22 protein-coding genes and 3 tRNA genes are annotated in these 17,410 nt (G+C 63.6%); 11 read left to right on the top strand and 14 right to left on the bottom strand.

Annotation, left to right across the window (positions count from 1 at the left end; translation table 11 throughout):
* Position 1 precedes the first annotated feature (1 nt).
* A complete protein-coding gene (locus tag ABIC32_RS12060; protein ID WP_354074326.1) occupies positions 2-334 on the top strand; it encodes a hypothetical protein in 333 nt (110 codons plus the stop codon).
* On the opposite strand, the gene ABIC32_RS12055 is transcribed toward ABIC32_RS12060, so the two are convergent.
* On the bottom strand, positions 303-869 hold the full coding sequence (locus ABIC32_RS12055) for a PH domain-containing protein (protein WP_354074325.1): 567 nt from the start codon (positions 867-869) through the stop codon (positions 303-305). The two genes, ABIC32_RS12060 and ABIC32_RS12055, sit on opposite strands and share 32 nt — an antisense overlap.
* 189 nt (positions 870-1,058) lie before the next feature.
* Here ABIC32_RS12055 and ABIC32_RS12050 point away from each other — a divergent pair, with 189 nt between their 5' ends.
* From ABIC32_RS12050 to ABIC32_RS12020, 7 genes are all read left to right on the top strand, one after another.
* Complete coding sequence (locus ABIC32_RS12050) at positions 1,059-1,400, top strand: hypothetical protein (protein ID WP_354074324.1); 342 nt, start codon at positions 1,059-1,061, stop codon at positions 1,398-1,400.
* The gene (locus ABIC32_RS12045) at positions 1,397-1,615 is read left to right on the top strand and encodes a hypothetical protein (protein ID WP_354074323.1); all 219 of its coding nucleotides are present in this window, start codon (positions 1,397-1,399) and stop codon (positions 1,613-1,615) included. The genes ABIC32_RS12050 and ABIC32_RS12045 overlap by 4 nt, the downstream gene beginning before the upstream one ends.
* Positions 1,612-1,848 carry a hypothetical protein gene (locus ABIC32_RS12040; RefSeq protein ID WP_354074322.1) on the top strand — a complete coding sequence of 79 codons (237 nt, stop codon included), beginning with the start codon at positions 1,612-1,614 and terminating at the stop codon, positions 1,846-1,848. The genes ABIC32_RS12045 and ABIC32_RS12040 overlap by 4 nt, the downstream gene beginning before the upstream one ends.
* A 106-nt stretch (positions 1,849-1,954) precedes the next feature.
* The gene (locus ABIC32_RS12035; protein ID WP_354074321.1) at positions 1,955-2,344 is read left to right on the top strand and encodes a helix-turn-helix domain-containing protein; all 390 of its coding nucleotides are present in this window, start codon (positions 1,955-1,957) and stop codon (positions 2,342-2,344) included.
* 360 nt (positions 2,345-2,704) lie between these two features.
* A complete protein-coding gene (locus ABIC32_RS12030) occupies positions 2,705-3,085 on the top strand; it encodes a hypothetical protein (protein WP_354074320.1) in 381 nt (126 codons plus the stop codon).
* The gene (locus tag ABIC32_RS12025; protein WP_199060822.1) at positions 3,082-3,282 is read left to right on the top strand and encodes a hypothetical protein; all 201 of its coding nucleotides are present in this window, start codon (positions 3,082-3,084) and stop codon (positions 3,280-3,282) included. The genes ABIC32_RS12030 and ABIC32_RS12025 overlap by 4 nt, the downstream gene beginning before the upstream one ends.
* Entirely contained in the window at positions 3,263-4,288 is a 1,026-nt protein-coding gene (locus ABIC32_RS12020) for a tyrosine-type recombinase/integrase (protein WP_354074319.1), read from the top strand. The genes ABIC32_RS12025 and ABIC32_RS12020 overlap by 20 nt, the downstream gene beginning before the upstream one ends.
* A gap of 1,104 nt (positions 4,289-5,392) precedes the next feature.
* Here ABIC32_RS12020 and ABIC32_RS12015 read toward each other — a convergent pair.
* From ABIC32_RS12015 to ABIC32_RS11980, 8 genes are all read right to left on the bottom strand, one after another.
* A tRNA-Arg gene (locus ABIC32_RS12015) sits at positions 5,393-5,469 on the bottom strand.
* Between the two features lie 19 nt (positions 5,470-5,488).
* Positions 5,489-5,794 carry an ETC complex I subunit gene (locus tag ABIC32_RS12010; protein ID WP_039245189.1) on the bottom strand — a complete coding sequence of 102 codons (306 nt, stop codon included), beginning with the start codon at positions 5,792-5,794 and terminating at the stop codon, positions 5,489-5,491.
* A gap of 77 nt (positions 5,795-5,871) precedes the next feature.
* Positions 5,872-5,948, bottom strand: a tRNA-Pro gene (locus ABIC32_RS12005).
* A 45-nt stretch (positions 5,949-5,993) separates the two neighbouring features.
* Positions 5,994-6,473 carry a DUF192 domain-containing protein gene (locus ABIC32_RS12000; RefSeq protein ID WP_354074318.1) on the bottom strand — a complete coding sequence of 160 codons (480 nt, stop codon included), beginning with the start codon at positions 6,471-6,473 and terminating at the stop codon, positions 5,994-5,996.
* A 21-nt stretch (positions 6,474-6,494) separates the two neighbouring features.
* The gene (locus ABIC32_RS11995) at positions 6,495-7,034 is read right to left on the bottom strand and encodes a cold-shock protein (RefSeq protein WP_354074317.1); all 540 of its coding nucleotides are present in this window, start codon (positions 7,032-7,034) and stop codon (positions 6,495-6,497) included.
* Between the two features lie 219 nt (positions 7,035-7,253).
* A tRNA-Glu gene (locus tag ABIC32_RS11990) sits at positions 7,254-7,328 on the bottom strand.
* Positions 7,329-7,406: 78 nt separating this feature from the next.
* On the bottom strand, positions 7,407-9,218 hold the full coding sequence (gene recJ / locus ABIC32_RS11985) for a single-stranded-DNA-specific exonuclease RecJ (protein ID WP_354074315.1): 1,812 nt from the start codon (positions 9,216-9,218) through the stop codon (positions 7,407-7,409).
* 39 nt (positions 9,219-9,257) lie between these two features.
* Complete coding sequence (locus ABIC32_RS11980) at positions 9,258-9,683, bottom strand: hypothetical protein (protein ID WP_354074314.1); 426 nt, start codon at positions 9,681-9,683, stop codon at positions 9,258-9,260.
* 108 nt (positions 9,684-9,791) lie between these two features.
* On the opposite strand from ABIC32_RS11980, the gene phaC reads away from it, so the two are divergent.
* On the top strand, positions 9,792-11,732 hold the full coding sequence (gene phaC, locus ABIC32_RS11975) for a class I poly(R)-hydroxyalkanoic acid synthase (RefSeq protein WP_354074313.1): 1,941 nt from the start codon (positions 9,792-9,794) through the stop codon (positions 11,730-11,732).
* On the top strand, positions 11,729-12,106 hold the full coding sequence (locus ABIC32_RS11970) for a hypothetical protein (protein WP_354074312.1): 378 nt from the start codon (positions 11,729-11,731) through the stop codon (positions 12,104-12,106). Before phaC ends, ABIC32_RS11970 begins: the two co-directional genes overlap by 4 nt.
* Here the strand turns inward: ABIC32_RS11970 and msrB are convergent.
* From msrB to rplM, 4 genes are all read right to left on the bottom strand, one after another.
* Positions 12,103-12,606 (bottom strand): peptide-methionine (R)-S-oxide reductase MsrB, encoded by a 504-nt coding sequence (gene msrB, locus ABIC32_RS11965; RefSeq protein ID WP_354074311.1) that lies wholly within the window; start codon positions 12,604-12,606, stop codon positions 12,103-12,105. The genes ABIC32_RS11970 and msrB overlap by 4 nt on opposite strands.
* A gap of 39 nt (positions 12,607-12,645) precedes the next feature.
* Positions 12,646-13,596 (bottom strand): N-acetyl-gamma-glutamyl-phosphate reductase, encoded by a 951-nt coding sequence (gene argC / locus ABIC32_RS11960; RefSeq protein WP_316407827.1) that lies wholly within the window; start codon positions 13,594-13,596, stop codon positions 12,646-12,648.
* Between the two features lie 101 nt (positions 13,597-13,697).
* A complete protein-coding gene (rpsI, locus tag ABIC32_RS11955; protein WP_017503896.1) occupies positions 13,698-14,192 on the bottom strand; it encodes a 30S ribosomal protein S9 in 495 nt (164 codons plus the stop codon).
* A gap of 2 nt (positions 14,193-14,194) precedes the next feature.
* Positions 14,195-14,671 carry a 50S ribosomal protein L13 gene (gene rplM / locus ABIC32_RS11950; protein WP_055809236.1) on the bottom strand — a complete coding sequence of 159 codons (477 nt, stop codon included), beginning with the start codon at positions 14,669-14,671 and terminating at the stop codon, positions 14,195-14,197.
* A gap of 262 nt (positions 14,672-14,933) precedes the next feature.
* Between rplM and ABIC32_RS11945 the strand changes: the two genes are divergently transcribed.
* Complete coding sequence (locus ABIC32_RS11945) at positions 14,934-16,319, top strand: alkaline phosphatase PhoX (protein ID WP_354074310.1); 1,386 nt, start codon at positions 14,934-14,936, stop codon at positions 16,317-16,319.
* Here ABIC32_RS11945 and ABIC32_RS11940 read toward each other — a convergent pair.
* Positions 16,288-17,388, bottom strand: a complete 1,101-nt coding sequence (locus ABIC32_RS11940; RefSeq protein WP_354074309.1) for a COX15/CtaA family protein — start codon at positions 17,386-17,388, stop codon at positions 16,288-16,290. The two genes, ABIC32_RS11945 and ABIC32_RS11940, sit on opposite strands and share 32 nt — an antisense overlap.
* Positions 17,389-17,410 lie beyond the last annotated feature (22 nt).

Raw genomic sequence — 17,410 nt, 5'->3', positions numbered from 1 at the left:
CGTGACCGACACCGACGAGCCAGATTGGTATCTGCAAGAATGGGCGGAGCTTTCGGGCAAACGCCAAGCCGATCTGGCGTCCGAGCTGGGGCTCCTGAAGAACCATGCCCACCGGATCTGGCACAGCAAACAGCCCTATCGGCGAGACATCGTGAACGCCGTTGCCAAGTGGCTTCAGATCCGACCGTATGAGTTGCTCATGCCTCCAGAGGAGGCCCTACAGCTTCGTCAGCTGAGGGAAAGTGCGATGGCGATCGCCGCCGGCCTCGGCCGAAACTCAGCGTCGCCGCTTCGAGCTTCCACTAAACCAGGAGTCGCGCCTTCGCTGCGGTGAACTCCTCATCCGTAAGAAGTCCCTGACCCTTAAGCGCCCCTAGTCGTTCAAGCTGATCGATAAGGCCCGACCCAGCTTCTCCTTTGAGGCCGACCACGGCCTGCGGCGCCGAGGCTGCTGCTGGCGCAGGCGTTTGCCCAGCACCAGACCCACCCGAAATTCTATTACGAACCTTCTCAGCAAAGCCCTGCGCAAGAGCTTTCGGCACCATCGAGATTTCGGCACGGTTGCCGGACGCAAAGATGCGGATGGTGCCGAACATCATGCCGAGCTCGTAACTAATCGACGTGATGTTTTGATAAGGGAAGTCCTCGACCTTCAGGCCGCCCAGCATCTTCTTGTCGAGGAAGATCAACCTCCGATCGGTAGCCACCAGCATGCCGACCCTATTGTCCAAGGCACCACTCACGGCGCTGGTTATTGTTTCGTGCTCCCAAAGAATGCTCGGCAGTGCAGCGATCTCCCGCTTCCCCAGCCCGGCATCGACCGTTCCGAGACGGGCGATTTGCATTCTCACTTCTTCCAGATCCGGCACTTTAAATCTCCCTCCAGCACCGTCCGGAGTTTCAGCAACCGAGAGGCGCGTCAAGTTCGCGCGGCGCAAAGTTCACATTGGTTGAACTGGACGCTTGACTCGCGCCGTTCAATTGGTGTGAACTCCCCTCACGATTGAGGGAGAGGGTCGTTGCACGCAACCGCCGCCATACGTTCGAAAGGAAAGCCGGTGATCATTCGCCGATATTGCAGCTGTGATCTGGAGCGCGTCTGCCGTTGCGACCTGGTCCGGACGCGCAGCGGCTGGACTGTCGAGAAGCTGATCCGCCTGCAGCAGGCCATGCGCGAGCACCGCTCGCTGCGAGCCGCGGCCGCTGAGGTCGAGGAAACCTGCCACCGCGCCAACCTCGCCCTGGACGCCATGCTGGGCAAGTCGCCGGCGCATGCGCTGGCGGCGCTGGAAGCCAGGGCCTCCCGAGAACGCTACGAAGCCGACAAGGCCGCGATGCTGAAGGCTTTCGACCAGCCGGCCGTGATCGAGGCGCTGAAGTTGTTGGGAGCGCCAGCGTGAGCGCCCTACCCGCCCCCCAAAGCTGGCGCGACATCCTCGGCTTGGATTTGCTCTTCCCCGGCGAACTGTCGGCGAAGGAAGCCAAAGCGACCGTCAGCGCCCACCACAAGACCCGTTTGCGGGCGGCCTGCCCTGCCACCGCCGGGTCCAGCACCACAATCGCTGAACTCAACGCCGCGAAGGATGCGGCCTTTGCGGAGCTTGATGGCCAATGACGCACAACATCATCGGCAGCGAAGCCGGCCGACCCACCGCGCATGTCACTATTCGAGAGATGCGCCACCGACGCCGGCGACCGAGGATCAGCCTGGTCGTCGCTGCGCACCTGGCCACGCCCCCGATCGGCGGCGCCGCCGCTGCGATCGACGGCCTGATCATCGGTCATCCGGTCTGCTTCACCGTCCTGGTGCTCGCCTATCTCGCCTGGTGCTTCTGGCCCAGCCGATGAGCGGACCCCGTCGATTTCGACCCTGGGCCGTCGCCGGCTTCGTCGCCGGCTACGTCCTGATCCTGGCGGCGATTGCCGTCTTCCTGTGCCGTGGAGGCTCAAACTCATGACCGACGTCATCGACCCCTTCGACATCGCCCTTGGCGCCCGGATCCGCGCTCGCCGCGAGGCGCTGCGGATCACCCAGGCACAGCTGGCCACCGCTGCCGAAGTCACTTTTCAGCAAATCCAGAAATACGAGCGCGGCGTGAACCGCGTCTCGGCCGCGCGCTTGGCGCTGATTGCCAAGTACCTGAAGGCGCATCCCGCCGATTTCTATGGCGAGGAGGCCAGCGACGACGCCAGCCCCATGGGTCAGCTCGCCCGCACTCACGACGGTGCCGAACTGGCGACGTGCTTCCTAGCGATGCCGGCGGATCACCAGACGTCCCTCATGTCGGTTGCGCGGGCCCTGGCTGGGCCCAGCGCCGTCAATCTTGCACAGATGGCCGCCTGATGCCGAAGGGCGATCCCATCGTTGACTTCACCTGGTTGAAAGAGCTGCAGGCCCGCAAGGGCTTGCAGCTGACCACGTGCGAGACGCCGGCGGGCAAGGTGCATGTCGATGGCCAGCCGGCCGCCTTCGTCGCCGAACTGATCCGGCTGGCCGAGATCGGCCAGAAGCTGGAGATCGCCACGGCCCGCACCCTTGCCCAAGCGGAGGATGAAGGGGTCGTCGAACTGGCGGTCGGTCTGCGCGGCATGGCGCGTGAGCGGATGGAGACGATGGATGAGGCAGAGGCCGATGTCCTGATCCGATCGGCCGTTGCGCTCGAGACCCGCAGATCCGTCGCTGCCACAAAATTGGAAGGGCCTGATGCAGATCGAGATCCCCCGCCTGTCCGAGCTGGTGACGCTGATCAGCGGCGGCCCGTCGTACGAAGAGCGCCAGGCGGCCGACCGACGCACAGCTCAATATTTCCACGCCTTTGGCCTTCAGCGCGACGCTGCCTGTCTCTTGGACCAGCTGGCGCAGGCCGTCGGCCGCGTTCCTGTGTCACCGGCCGAAGCCCGCAAGGCGATCGGCCGGCGCGGTCGCATCGTCAACATGCGAGCTCGCACGCCCGATCTGTGCATGGCTGAGATCCGCGCCAAGGTTGGCGCTGACGCTATCGAAACCGTGGATGACGGCTGGCGGCTCTCCCCTCTCGGCCGGTTTCGGACGCGTCAGGCTCTAGGCGACGGAGTTAATCTGTGACCCCCCGTCGCCTCACAGGCCTTCAGCAACGCGCGATCGACCGCGCCATCGCCGGCGGTCATCACCGGGTGTCGATCTCGGCCGATGGCGAAGTCGTCATCTTGCCGATCGACGTCAGTCCGGACCAAGGTAGTGACGACGCGCTGGACGCGGAGATTCGCGAGCACCTGTCCCGCCATGGCGATGCTGCCCATTAAGGGCGTCCATATCGTGCGGTCGAAGGGCCGCGACTACGTCTACGCCTGGCGTGGCGGGCCTCGGCTTGTCAGTGAGCCGGGCACAGAAGCGTTCGTCCAGGAGCTCGCGGAGCTGCGCAAGGGGCGCGTCGACGGCGACAAGTCGAAGCTTCGGTTTCTGATCCGGTCCTATAAGGCCAGCGACGACTGGAAGGGGCTGGCGGACAAGAGCCGCGCGAACTGGACGCCATTTATCGACAAGATCGACAAGCGATTTGGCGACCTCAGCATCCTGGCGTTCGACCGCCCCCTGATCCGCGTCTCGATCCGCAAATGGCGGGACGAGATGAAACACACACCGCGCCAGGCCGACATGGCGCTGCAAGTCCTCTCTCGGATCTTGTCGTTCGGCGTGGCTGAAGGTCGGCTGCAGAACAACGCCTGCAGCGGCATCCCGCGAATCTATTCCAGCAACCGGGCCGACATCATCTGGCTCGCTGACGACATCGACGCGCTGTCGAAGGTGGCGTCGCGCGAGGTCATGTGGGCGGTGCGACTGGCGGCGCTGACCGGGCTTCGGAAGAGCGACGTCCTGAAGCTGTCTTGGAACCACGTCCTGGCTCACTCGATCGAGGTCCGGACGGGCAAGAGCGGCGAGCGCAAGACGGCGATCGTGCCGATCTATGGGGAGCTGCGCGCGCTCTTGAATGAGATCCCGCGCCGCAACGGCACGTCGATCGCCGCCACCACCATCCTGGTCAACACCGAAGGCTTGCCCTGGAAGACAGGGTTCAACGCGTCGTTCATCCGCGCCAAGAACAAGGCCGGCATCGACAAGCACTTCCACGACCTGCGTGGCACGGCTGCGACGCGCATGTTCCTCGCCGGTCTGACGGTGCGTGAGATATCGGAAATCTTCACCTGGTCAGAGGACCAGGTCGAGCGCTTGATCAACGTCTACGTGAAGAAGGACGAGCTGCTGAAGGACCGCATCCGGCGGATCGATCAAGCCTCGAGAGCTAGCTGAATAGGTCATCGTGAAAATAATCGATCAGACTTGCTGCAGTCATTGATTGGAGATCGACCCTGTTCGCGCCGAAATCGTCCGCGTTCATCAGCTCGCGTGTAACGGAAGTGAGTCGACCTGCTCTCATCCCCCATGAAGTGCCCAAGATCGAAGCCGACGGTACGCCCGCAGGGAACAGCGCTGCCATATTCTGTGGGTGAAAGGCGCACCCGAGAAATACTAGCCTCTCCGCATGTTGCACTGTCGCTCTGATTCTCTCCGCAACATGCGAAGTGATGCTCTCGCAATAGGTCTGTAGTCCGGATGCCGCGAATGTCAGCCCACGGGCATCAACCGCGCCGAAGGAGGTTCTCCCCCCCAATTCCGGCATGGGATCAATCGCGCCATACACGTGAATGATGTTAATCCGAGATATCGCGACAGCGGCATCAGCGGCGCTCAGGCCCTGGACGGATGTGAGGTTCGCGTAGAGGTAATACTCAATGCACCGATCATAATTGAAAACTACGAATGAGGTCGTAGCCAGCGCGTCATGCAATCTCCGACGCTCAAATCGCGGGCTTCCAACGTACCTCACAACCTGGTCTAGCCAGGTGGGCCGCATACTCGCGAGTAAAACAGCCGGTGTTGTCTCACCGCGCGAATGCGGTCCTAAGAACGTTGCGGATTCTGCAGCGATGATGACCTGCGCAATGCAGAGCTTTGCTATCTCAGCCAACCGAGGCATGGCAGCCCACTCATTGACGAAATCGTCGATAGAATCTCGCGAAGTGACTGACGTAGCTATCCGAGAAAGCGCTTGACGGGCAGGTCCGTCATAGCCCGTCGGTGACTGATGCAAAGCCGAGACGATCGTCGAGTCGGCATCATTTGGATAAGCGAGATTGTGCTCGGCCATTGACTGAATACGAGTCGCCAATGCGAAGCCTACAGGCATCGCCCCCTGCTGTCCGAATTCGGTGCTTGCCCCGGCTCCAACGATGTAGACCGTATTCGTCATGCGTGCAGGCTAAACAACTATCAGACAGCTCACCAGCGAAACGGAGACGGAACTCTTTTGTAAAACTCGCTGTAAAACCGACTGCTCCCTTGAGCCGGAAAGCTTGGCGCGCCCAGCAGGACTCGAACCTGCAACATCCCGCTTAGAAGGCGGGTGCTCTATCCGGTTGAGCTATGGGCGCTCTGGCAAGACGTCAGACGTCAGTGCGTCCAAGACTGCTTGCGGTTGGTGGCGAAATTGTCGGCATAGGCCTTGATGATCACCGGCGGATCGTTCGGCTCGTGCAAGCGGAAGGCGATGCCGTGACGCTCGGCGTATTCGATCGCCTCTTCCTTCGATTCGAAGCTCAGCCGAACCTGGCCGTTCATGTCGGTGGAGCTGGTCCAGCCCATCAGCGGATCGATGGTGCGCGCCGACGCCGGTTCGAATTCCAGCCGCCAGTCGCGGCTCTTGGCCTTGCCCGACTGCATCGCAGTTTTGGCCGGGCGGTAGATGCGAGCCAACATGGCGAAATCCTTAGTGACGGCGGGGTCTGTAACCCTGCCATAACGCGCGCCGGTCATATGATCCAGCGGCCTTCCGTTGGTCGGGGCGAGAGGATTCGAACCTCCGACCCTCTGGTCCCAAACCAGATGCGCTACCAGGCTGCGCTACACCCCGGACCGAACGGAGCGCTCTATTGGCACTTCGCGACGCGATCCGCAATCAAGGCTTGAAATAAGGATGTAAAACTTTGTCGCCGGGCTTGGCGTTGATTTCGGCCGCCCGCCCGGCCCGCAGTTCCAAGACGCCGTTGGCGGCGCCATTGGAAGGGATCGGCGCCTCCGAGAACGGCGTGGCGTGCGAAGCGATGGAGACGATCCGGCCCTGCGGATCGATATAAAGGATGTCCAGCGAACTGGGCGTGTTGCGCATCCAGAAGCTTTGCTCGCGCGGCGCTTCTCCCGGCCACTGGAACAGCATGCCGCGGTCGGCTTCGAGCGGCGGACGGAACATCAGCCCCCGTTGGCGTTCGGGCTCTTCGTCGGCGATCTCGACCCAGAACTGATGCTCGCCTGACGTGGTCACGACGGCCAGCTTCTGCAGCGGCTCGCCATTGGGGCCGACCGGCGCCTTGGCCGCGCATCCGACGAGCGCGAGCATAATAAGCCCCGCCATTGCAAAACGTCTCGTCGCCTTGATCATACGCCTCTCCTGGGCGCTCGATCAGCCGCCCGTTCTGATGTCTGCCACCACCAGACCCTTGGGCCCGTTGGCAAATCGCACCCGCACCGCATCGCCAGGAATCAGATCATCCAGGCCGCAGCGACGCAGGGTTTCGATGTGGACGAAGATATCGCCCGGCTCGCGATCACGCACGACGAATCCGTAGCCCTTGGTGCGATTGAACCATTTGACCAGGGCGGTCTCCAGCTGTTCGTCACTTTCGGCGACCGGCCGCGGCGGCGGCGAAGTCACGGGTCGACGCACGGCGGGCGTCGCTTCGCCCTCGCCCAGGTCATGGATCTCGATCGTCTGCCAACCCTTGGCGCGTTTGACGCAGTCGCAGGTGATGGTCGCACCTTCGTCGGCCGCATCACGGCCGAGATCCCGCAGGCTGCTGATATGCAGCAGGACATCTCTCGTTTCGGTCAGGGTCGGATCGTCAGGGACGATGAAACCGTAGCCCTTGACGGCGTCGAACCACTTCACGCGCCCAGTGACGCGAACGGTCTGCGCCGTTTCCGTCTCTCTAAAGTCAGACACTTAAAAACCCCCGCCCGCGCCTCCAGCGGACTCGTTTTATATTTAACACCGTTCCGCGAAATTTTGAAAAGCGGAAAATGCGCGTCTATGCAGAAGCTTGCGTTTGGGAGAGTGCAGACGCGCATCGCAGGCGCTGGCGAATGACCGCCAGTCTCTCATGCTATCTGGGCTATGCTGCTTGCCGGGAGCCTCAAAGGCTCAACCATAATACTGCCCGCGTGGCAGTCCCTAGGGGAGTCGAACCCCTCTTTTCAGGTTGAAAACCTGACGTCCTAACCGATAGACGAAGGGACCGCTGCGCGGGAGAGCCGGCGATATAGCCGCGCCCTCGGAGCGGTGCAAGCGTGGATTTTCAGTTTTTTGGAGCCGCCGTCAGATCATTCGAGGATCGGCGACATCCTCGATCTCGAACTGCACGCCCTTGCGCCCATTCCAATCGTCAGCCTTCAGCCGGCCCACGATGCTCAGCCCGCCCTGCCCCGACAGCAAGGCTTGGCCCGTCGGCAGATCGGCGCAGCGCCAGGCGATGGCCTTGACCGACGCGCCATCTGGACCGACCAGCCGGCACCGCACATGACCGCCATTCATGGCGACGGGTTCGCGGGCTTGAACCCCGCTCAGGGCGAAGCTGGGTTCCGGGTTGGCAGGGCCGAATGGGGCCAGACGCTCGAACGATTCGAACAGATCGCGCGTCGCCGCCGCGGGGTCGATCAGGGCGTCGATCTCCAGCACGTCCTGTGCGACAGCTTCTACCCTTTCGGTAGCGAGTCTCTCGTTCAGGAAGGCCGTCAACTCGGGCACGCGCGCACCGTCCATCGTCAGGCCTGCCGCCATGGCATGACCGCCGCCAGCGATCAGGATCCCGCTCTCCCAGGCCGCCTGGATCGCGCGTCCCAGGTTCATGCCTGGCTGTGACCGGCCCGAGCCCTTCCCGAGACCGGTGACGGGATCGACGCCAATGACGATCACCGGCTTGCGCCAGCGCTCGCGCAAACGGCCGGCGACGATCCCGACGACGCCCGGATGCCAGTCCTCGCCCGCGACCACGACGACGGCGCTCTCGTCGGCATGGGCGCCGGTCGCCTCGACTCGACGAACGGCGGCGTCGGTGACGGCCCGCTCCACATCGCGCCGTGATAGATTTAGTGCATCGAGTTCACCCGCCAAGGCCTCGGCCTCTGCGGGATCATCCGTCGACAACAACCGCGCGCCCAGATCGGAGCGACCGATGCGTCCTCCGGCATTGATGCGCGGCCCCAGGATGAAACCCGCATGATTGCTCTTGGCCGGTCCCGCTTCGGCGCCGGCCGCCGCGAGCAGCGCGCGCAGACCCGGATTACGCCAGTCGCTCATGACCTTGAGACCAAGGCCGGTCAGCGCGCGATTGAAGCCGGTCAGACCGGTCACGTCGCAGATGGCGCCCAGAGCCGCCAGATCCAGCCATTGACGAATGTCCGGCTCGGGCCTCTCGGCGAACAGGCCCCGACGCCGCCCCTCCCGGTTCAGCGCCGCCAGAAGTACGAAGACGACCCCCGCGGCCGCCAAATTGCCCTGACCCGAGTTGCAGCCCGGCCGGTTTGGGTTGACGACCGCCAACGCCGTCGGCGGCTCGCTGCGCATCAGGTGGTGATCGATAACGACGACGTTCAGGGCGATGGCGGCCGCATGGGCCAGGGCTTCGTTCGCCGCCGCCCCGCAATCCACCGTAATGACCAGATCGGCACCCGACGCCTTCAACGTGTCGAAGGCCTTGGCGCTTGGGCCGTAACCTTCGGTCAGGCGGTCGGGGACATAGATCGACAGTTCGTGGCCCATCGCCCGAAACCAACGCACCAGCAGCGCCGCGCTTGAGGCGCCGTCCACGTCGTAGTCGGCGAACACATGAATGTTCGCCTTGGCCTGTAATGCGTTCAGGATCGCATCGGCGGCCGCATCCATGTCCATGAAGCTTGAAGGATCGGGAAACAGGGCGCGCAGGGTCGGGGTGAGGAAATCTTGGCCCTGGTCTTCACGAACACCCCGCGAGGCCAGCGCTCGGGCCAGCAGCTCTTCCAGATTCAGGGTCTGCATGTGCGCGCGCGTCGTTGCGGCGTCGGCCGGACGTTGACGCCAGGCGCGCCCGGACAGGGACCGAGACACGCCGAGAAATGCGTTCAGTGTCTTTGCGCCGCCGTCGTCTGCCATCAGCGCATTATCGCGGGATTCTGCATCCCGCGCGACCGGTCATCGCGTCGGGCGGCGGTCGAGCGGCGGCGGAGCCTTGGCCCTGTCACGCAGGCTTTGAGCGAAGGCCTCGATATCCGCCTGGGTTCGGACGGCGTCAGGCGACACCGGAACGGCGTTCACGGCCGCGCGGGTTTCGCCGGCGAGCGCCTCGGCGTCGCCGAGCGTCCAGTCGATGCGTGCGATCTCGCTGGTCAGCGTCGCGCTGTCGCCTTGGAGACGCTGCACATTCGACGCGACCTGAGTGACCGGCGGCAGATCGGTCGGCGCTGCCGGAAAGTCCTCCCAGCGCGGATAGCGCCGATTCGCGTCGACCAGTTCCTGGATACGCGGCGCCAGCGGCGAGACAGCCTCCGTCTTGGAGGCGGATGCGCCGATACAGCCGCTCAATGGCGTCGCGATCGCGACTGCGGCGATCAGGATCATTTTTTTCGAGTGCGACGCGTTCATTTCCTTGATGGTCTTATGCCATCATCGCGGTGCGCGGAAGGGCGGATGAACCGCCCTCTGACGCCGGAAGCGCGAAGGACGATCATGGCCAAGACTCCCAGAACGCCGACAGACGCTCCCGATCGCCCCGCACGCAAAGCCGGACGTCCGACGTCCGCCAAGCCCCGCCCGCCTCGCCAGCCCAGGTCGAAACCTGCCGAAACGCGGGAGGCCGCCTCTGAAACCCATGCGGAGCCGACGCCTGAACCGACCGCACCAGCGTCCAACCAGGCCGAGGTGATCGAAACCCTGTCGATGAATCTGGCCAAGGCGGCCATGATGGCCCAGAGCGCGATCGCCGAGGCGGCGCTGACCCAGGCCGATCGGCCGGCCGCCCTTTCCGCCGATCCCTTCAACGTCGCGCCAGCCATGACGTCAGTCATGACCAGCTTGGCCGCCCAGCCCGACAAGATGATTCAGGCCCAGGCCGACCTGTTTGGCCGCTATATGCAGCTCTGGTCATCGACGGCGCGTCAGGCGGCCGGCGAGGCGCCCGATCCCGCCCCGGTCGACAAGCGGTTCAAGGACCCGGCCTGGTCCGAAAACCCCATGTTCGACATGATGCGGCGATCCTATCTGCTGACGTCAGACTGGATGAACGGCCTGATCGCCGGGGTCGAGGACGTCGATCCGACTCTCAAACGTCGAGCGCAATTCTTCACCCGCCTGCTGACAGACGCCTTCTCGCCGTCGAACTTTTTGGCCTCCAACCCCGTCGCGCTGAAAGCCTTGGCGGAGACCAGCGGCGAATCGCTGGTGAAGGGCATGCAGAACTTCGCCGCGGATCTTGAACGTGGCGGCGGATCGCTGCGCATCAGCCAGGCCGATTACGGCAAGTTCGTCGTTGGCGAGAACGTCGCCACCGCACCGGGCCATGTCGTGTGGCGCGATGAGTTGTTCGAATTGATCCAATACGCACCCTCAACTGAGAGCCAGCACGAAATCCCGCTGCTGATCTTCCCGCCCTGGATCAACAAATTCTACATCATGGACCTGCAGCCGGCGAACTCACTGATCCGCTGGCTGTCGGCGCAGGGCTTTACGGTCTTCGTCTGTTCCTGGGTCAATCCGGACAGGGACAAGGCTGGCTTCGGCTTCGACGACTATCTGGAAAAGGGCATCTATCGCGCGGTCGAGAAGACGCTGGAACAGGCGGGCACGAAGCAGTTGAACGCCGTGGGATATTGCATCGGCGGCACCCTGCTTGGCGCTGGTCTGGCGCATATGGCGGCCAAGGGCGACAAGCGCATCGCCGCCGCCACCTTCTTCGCCGCTCAGCATGACTTCGCCGAGGCCGGCGACCTGCTGCTGTTCACCGACGAACACTGGATCGCCGAGATCGAGCGTCAGATGGATGCGGCGGGCGGCGTCCTGCCGGGCGCAGCCATGGCCGAAACGTTCAACGCCCTGCGGTCCAACGACCTGATCTGGTCCTTCTTCATCAGCAACTATCTGCTGGGCAAGGATCCGCCCGCCTTCGACCTGCTGTTCTGGAACGCCGATCAGACGCGCATGCCCAAGACCCTGCATCTCGATTATCTGCGTCAGATGTACGGGGCAAACGCCCTGGCCAAGGGGCAGTTCGAGATCGGTGGCCTGACGGCGGACCTGTCGAAGGTCGAGATCCCGCTCTATTTCCAAGCCAGTCGCGAGGATCACATCGCGCCGATGAACTCCGTCTATCGGTCCGCCAAGCTGTTTGGCGGCAAGGACGTGACCTTCACCCTGGCCGGGTCAGGTCACATCGCCGGCGTCATCAACGCCCCCGCCGCAAAGAAGTATCAGCACTGGACCAACCCTGCCCTGCCCGCGACCTTGGCTGAATGGCAGGCGGAAGCCGTCGAACATCCCGGCAGCTGGTGGGAGCATTGGTCGGCCTGGCTCGGCGCGCGTTCCGGTAAGCAAATTCCCGCCCGCGACCCCGCCAAAGGTCCGCTCAAGCCCATCGAGCCGGCGCCGGGCAGCTATGTGAAAGTGAAGTCTTGAACCGTCTCGAACCCAACGCCCTGCTCGCCCTTAGCACAGGCGTCGCCTTGATCCTGCTGATCATGACGGCCAGCCTGTTCGGAGAACCGGGCAACACGGTCAAATACGTGATCTCGGCCGTCATCTGCGCGGCCGCCTTTGTCCTGCTTAATGAACGAATGGCGCGCGCGATGAAACGACCGGTCGCTCAGCCGCTGATCCACGTCAGCACGCCTGGCACGGCAGTGTTGGCCGGACTGTTTCCGTTGATCGTCATCGCCATGGCCTGCGCGCCCGTCTTCTTCGCCGGTCACGACTATGGGCTGCTGGTGATCATCGCCTCGGTCATCTTCGGCCTGACCGTCGATTCGGCCGTGCGCGCGCGTCGCGCCTAGACCGAGACGAACTTCAGCGCCACGCCGTTGTTGCAGTAGCGCAGCCCCGTCGGACGCGGACCGTCGTCGAAGACATGTCCCTGGTGTCCCAGGCAGCGTGCGCAATGGTATTCGGTGCGTGGAATGCCAATGGCCAGGTCACGCTTCTTGCCGATATTGGCGGCGATGACGTCATAGAAGCTGGGCCAACCGGTGTGGGAATCGAACTTCCACTGCGATCGAAACAGCGGCAGATCGCAGCCCTTGCAGACGAACGTCCCGCGCGCATGCTGATCGTTTAACGGGCTGGAATAGGGACGCTCCGTCCCCTCGTGCCGCATCACGCGCCAGGAGGAGTCGCCCAAGCGTCGTCGCCAATCCGCATCGGAGACCCGACGATAGGGCGAGGCTGCGTACTGCCCCTCCCCGGCTTCGGACGTCTGAGGCGAACAGGCGGACAGGGCGAGCGCGCCGGCGCCCATTAGAAGGCCCCGGCGATGCAGGATCAGGGACTGGGTCATGTCCCTGATACGACGAAGGTCGCGGAATGGTTTCAGACTTCAGATCAGACCGGTCGCCTCATCCAGGCCCAGCATGATGTTCAGATTCTGCACCGCCGCGCCTGAAGCGCCCTTGCCCAGGTTGTCCAGCAAAGCCACCAGCCGCGCCTGTTCGCCATTGCGATCACCGAAGACATGTAGACGCAGTCGGTTGGTGCCGTTCAGGCCTTCGGGCTCGATGCCGGTCATGGCCTCGGTCTCCTCCAGGTCGGCGACCTCGACGAACCGCTGGTCGTCATAGGCCTCGACCAAGGCGCCGTGCAGCCGTTCGACAGAGGGGGTTTCCGGCAGGGCCGCCAGATGCAGCGGAACCTCGACCAGCATGCCCTGGCGGTAGTTTCCGACCGCCGGCGTGAACAGCACGTCTCGGCTTAGACCTGTGTGTTTGGTCATTTCAGGCACATGCTTGTGCCTCAGCGTCAGACCATAGGCGCGATAGGCAGTCGCGGCGCCCCCGCTGTCTTCTGGGGCCGCCTCGAACTCGGCGATCATGGCCTTGCCGCCGCCGGAATAGCCCGACACCGCATTGACCGTGACCGGATAGTTGGCTGGAACCAGACCCGCCTTCACCAGCGGCCGCATCAAGCCGATGAAACCGGTCGGATAGCAACCGGGGTTTGACACGAACTGAGAGCGCGCGATCAGCGCACGCTGCCCAGCATCCATTTCAGGAAAACCATAGGCCCAGCCCGGCGCGACCCGATAGGCGGTCGAGGCGTCGATCACCTTGACCGACGGGTTCTCGATCATGGACACGGCCTCTCGGGCCGCATCGTCGGGCAAACACAGGATAACCGCATCGGCGCCGTTCAGAGCCTCGCGCCGTGCATCCGCATCCCGACGTCTGTCGCCCAGCAACAGCAGATTCAAATCCGGGCGCGCTTCCAGCCGCTCGCGGATTTCCAGCCCCGTGGTGCCGGCCTCGCCGTCGATGAAGATGGTATGGGTCATTTGTCTCTCCCGTCCCTTCTCCGCTTAAGGAGCAAAGGCGCAAGAAAAAGGGCGCTCCGGGTCTCCCCGAAGCGCCCCAAATCCAAACCGCGTAAACGCGATTAGCGCTTCGAGAACTGGAAGCTGCGGCGAGCCTTGGCGCGGCCGTACTTCTTGCGCTCGACGACGCGGCTGTCGCGGGTCAGGAAGCCGTGCGGCTTCAGGACCTTGCGCAGTTCCGGTTCGAAGTGCGTCAGGGCGTGCGACAGGCCGTGGCGGATGGCGCCGGCTTGGCCCGACAGACCCGAACCTTCGACGGTGCAGATCACGTCATACTGCGTGGCGCGGTCCGAGACGGTCAGCGGCTGAGCGATCATCATGCGCAGCACGGGACGAGCGAAATACTGCTCCTGATCCTTGCCGTTGATGGTGATCTTGCCGGTGCCGGGCTTCACCCAGACGCGAGCGATGGCGTTCTTGCGCTTGCCGGTCGAATAGGCGCGGCCTTGAGCGTCCAGCTTCTGGACATAGACGGGCGCGTCGTTCTCGACCGAAGAGCTCAGGCCCTTCAGAGCGTCGAAGCCGGTGGCGGTTTCGGTGTTGGTCACGTCGGTCATGCTCAGACGCTCCGGGTGTTCTTGGGCGACGCCGACTTGAAGTCGATCGTTTCCGGTTGCTGGGCTTCGTGGTCGTGCTGGTTGCCAGAGAACAGGCGCAGGTGCGTCATCTGCTTGCGGGCCAAGGGGCTTTCCTTGGGCAGCATGCGCTCGACGGCCTTTTCAAGCACGCGCTCGGGGAAGCGGCCGCCCAGAACCTTCTCAGGCGTGGTCGACTTGACGCCGCCCGGGTGACCGGTGTGGCGATAGTAAATCTTGTCGGTGTTCTTCTTGCCGGTGAACACCACCTTGTCGACGTTGGTGACGACGACATAGTCGCCGCAATCGACGTGCGGGGTGTAGTCGCCGCGGTGCTTGCCGCGCAGACGGTTGGCGATGAAGGTCGCGAGGCGGCCCACCACGACGCCTTCGGCGTCGATGTGGATCCACTTCTTCTCGACCTCGGCCGGCTTCAACGAAGCCGTAGTGCTCTTCAGCATGAGGGGGTTCCTGGAGACGAAAATCGGGTCCGGCCCCCGAGGGAACCGAATGAAGGCGCGCTGATACAGGAGACGATTGGTCGCGTCAACGCACGTCACAACACTGCATTTGCCACAACGTATTGTTCAAACACAGTTTTTCAAATACGGTATTAAAATACCCAGCGCAAGTGGTGTGAGAAGCGTTACGGCGTAACATAAAACGTCATCAAACCATGATTATAGGCGGGCATCGCAACGGCGACAGCTTTGGAGCCCCTTCATGATCCTTCATCGTCGCGGTCTGATCGCCACGGGCGCAGCCGTCGCCTTTTCGGGACTGGCGCGTCACGCCGCCGCTCAGACGGCGGGTGAAGAGACCTACGTCAACGATGTCGATGGCTACGGACCGCTGCTGCGCGATCCCAATCGTCTGCTCGATCTGCCCGAAGGCTTTTCCTATCAGGTCGTCGCCCAGAGCGGCGACACGATGGACGACGGCCTGTTCGCTCCGGGACAGCCCGACGGCATGGCCTGTTTCCCGCTGGAAGGATCTCGTGTGGCCCTGGTTGTCAATCACGAGCTGAAGGGCTCCAGCGGCCTGCATCGCAACCTGGGTCCAGGCGGCCTTCGTGAAGAACGGCTTGATCTGTTGGACGCCAGCCGGGGCTACGACACCTACAAGAATGGCCGCCCCCTGCCCGGCGGTTGCTCCACCGTCATCTATGATCTGGCGACCCGCCAGATGGTCAGCCGGCATCTGACGCTGGCCGGCACCTCGACCAATTGCTGCGGCGGCCCGACGCCTTGGGGCAGTTGGCTGACCTGCGAGGAGACGCTGGAGACGCCGGCCGACGCCGATGTGACCAAGAACCACGGGTGGGTCTTCGAAGTGCCGGCGACCGCGACCGGCCTGGTTGATCCCGTACCTCTCAAGGCGATGGGCCGGTTCGATCACGAGGCCGTCTGCGTCGATCCCCGCACTGGCGTCGTCTATCTGACCGAAGACGACAACGCCGGCCTCTTCTATCGCTTCATTCCCAATGCGCCCGGCAAGCTGATCGAGGGGGGCCGGCTTCAGGCGATGGCCTGGAAAGGCGCACCCTCGGCCGACACGCGCAATCAGGACGGTCGCACCTGGGCTGTCGGCGACTGGAGGGAGATCGAATGGATCGATCTGGACGACGTCGAGTCTCCCAATGGCGACCTGGCCAAGCGCGGTCATGCAGCCGGCGCGGCCTGGGTGGCGCGGGGCGAAGGCGTCTGGTGGGGCGAAGACGAACTGTATTTCACCGCAACCTCGGGCGGGCCGATCCGCCGCGGTCAGGTGCTGCGCCTTGTTCCCGGCTTCGACGGCGCCGCCGATCGTCTTCAGCTGTTCGTCGAGAGCACTGATCCAAAAACGATGAACATGGCCGACAACATCACCGTCGCGCCTTGGGGACATCTGATCCTGTGCGAGGACAACTACTCCTCGGACGTCCGCAACCACCTGAAAGGCGTCACGCCAGAGGGCAAGGTTTATACGATCGGCCGCAACGTCTTTACCGGCAACTCCGAGTTTGCCGGCGCCTGCTTCTCGCCGGATGGCGAGGTGCTGTTCGTCAACATCATGTACCCCGGCATGACCTTGGCGATCAGAGGCCCATGGTCCTCGGTCCGGACATGAACATGCGCGGCTGAGCCCGCAGCACCAACCAAAGGTTCACGGTGGCCGTCGCCAGCACGATCGCGGCGCCCGCCTGGTGCAATACACCAAGCCACACCGGAACCGCGTGCAGCAGGGTCACGATCCCCAGCAGAGCCTGGAACCAGATCACACCCGCAAGCGTGAAGGCGCCGAACCCCATTCCCTCCGCCACGCGCCAGCGCCAGGCCTGGAATGTATAGACGCTGACGGCGATCAGCAGACCATAGGCGACCAGTCGGTGATTGAACTGCGTGAGCGCCTGATCATGCAGCAAGGCGGTCGCGCCCAGGCTCCAGTCGGCAGGCGGCAGAACGGCGCCGTTCATCAGCGGCCAGTCGGTATAGACGAGCCCCGCATGACCGCCCGCAACCAGCGCGCCCAGCAGACATTGCAGAAAGACCGCGCCCAGCAGCATTCCGGCACCCCTCGCCCAACCCGACGGCGGCCGGCCGTGATCCTCACCGTTCCAGGCCTCCAGCCCCGTCCAGATCAGGGCGGCGAACAGGACGAACGCCAGGCCCAGGTGTGTCGCCAGACGCTCCGGCGCCACGCTGACACGCTCCGACAGGCCGCTGGACACCATCCACCATCCAATCAGGCCTTGAAGGCCGCCCAGCGCCAGAAGCAGGACACAACGCCAGATCAGGCGGTTGGGCATGGCCCACTGGCGGAATACCGACCGGGCCGGCGCCAGACGGCACAGCAGGAAGGCGATCAGCGGCAGGGCGAACACCATACCCACCAGACGCCCGATCAACCGGTGCAGCCATTCCCACCAAAAGATGCCCTGAAACTCGCCCAAGCTCATGCCGGCGTTGACCTGCGCGTACTGCGGGATCTGCTTGTACTTCTCGAAGGCCTCGGCCCACTGCGCGTCGTTCAAAGGCGGAATGGCGCCCATGATGGGCTTCCATTCCGTGATCGACAGGCCAGAGCCCGTCAGCCGCGTGATGCCGCCAATCACCACCATCAGGAAGACGACAGCGGCCGTGGCGAAGAGCCATACGGCGACGGCGCGGTTACGATCTGGATTTCCGAAACGGTTCATTCGACGCCTGACACTGACCCGG

Origin of the sequence: Brevundimonas sp. 1080 (assembly GCF_040545985.1) — a bacterium.
Taxonomy (GTDB): Bacteria; Pseudomonadota; Alphaproteobacteria; order Caulobacterales; family Caulobacteraceae; genus Brevundimonas.
Note: the sequence above shows the minus strand (reverse complement) of the source record. Positions and strands in the feature narration are given on the sequence as shown.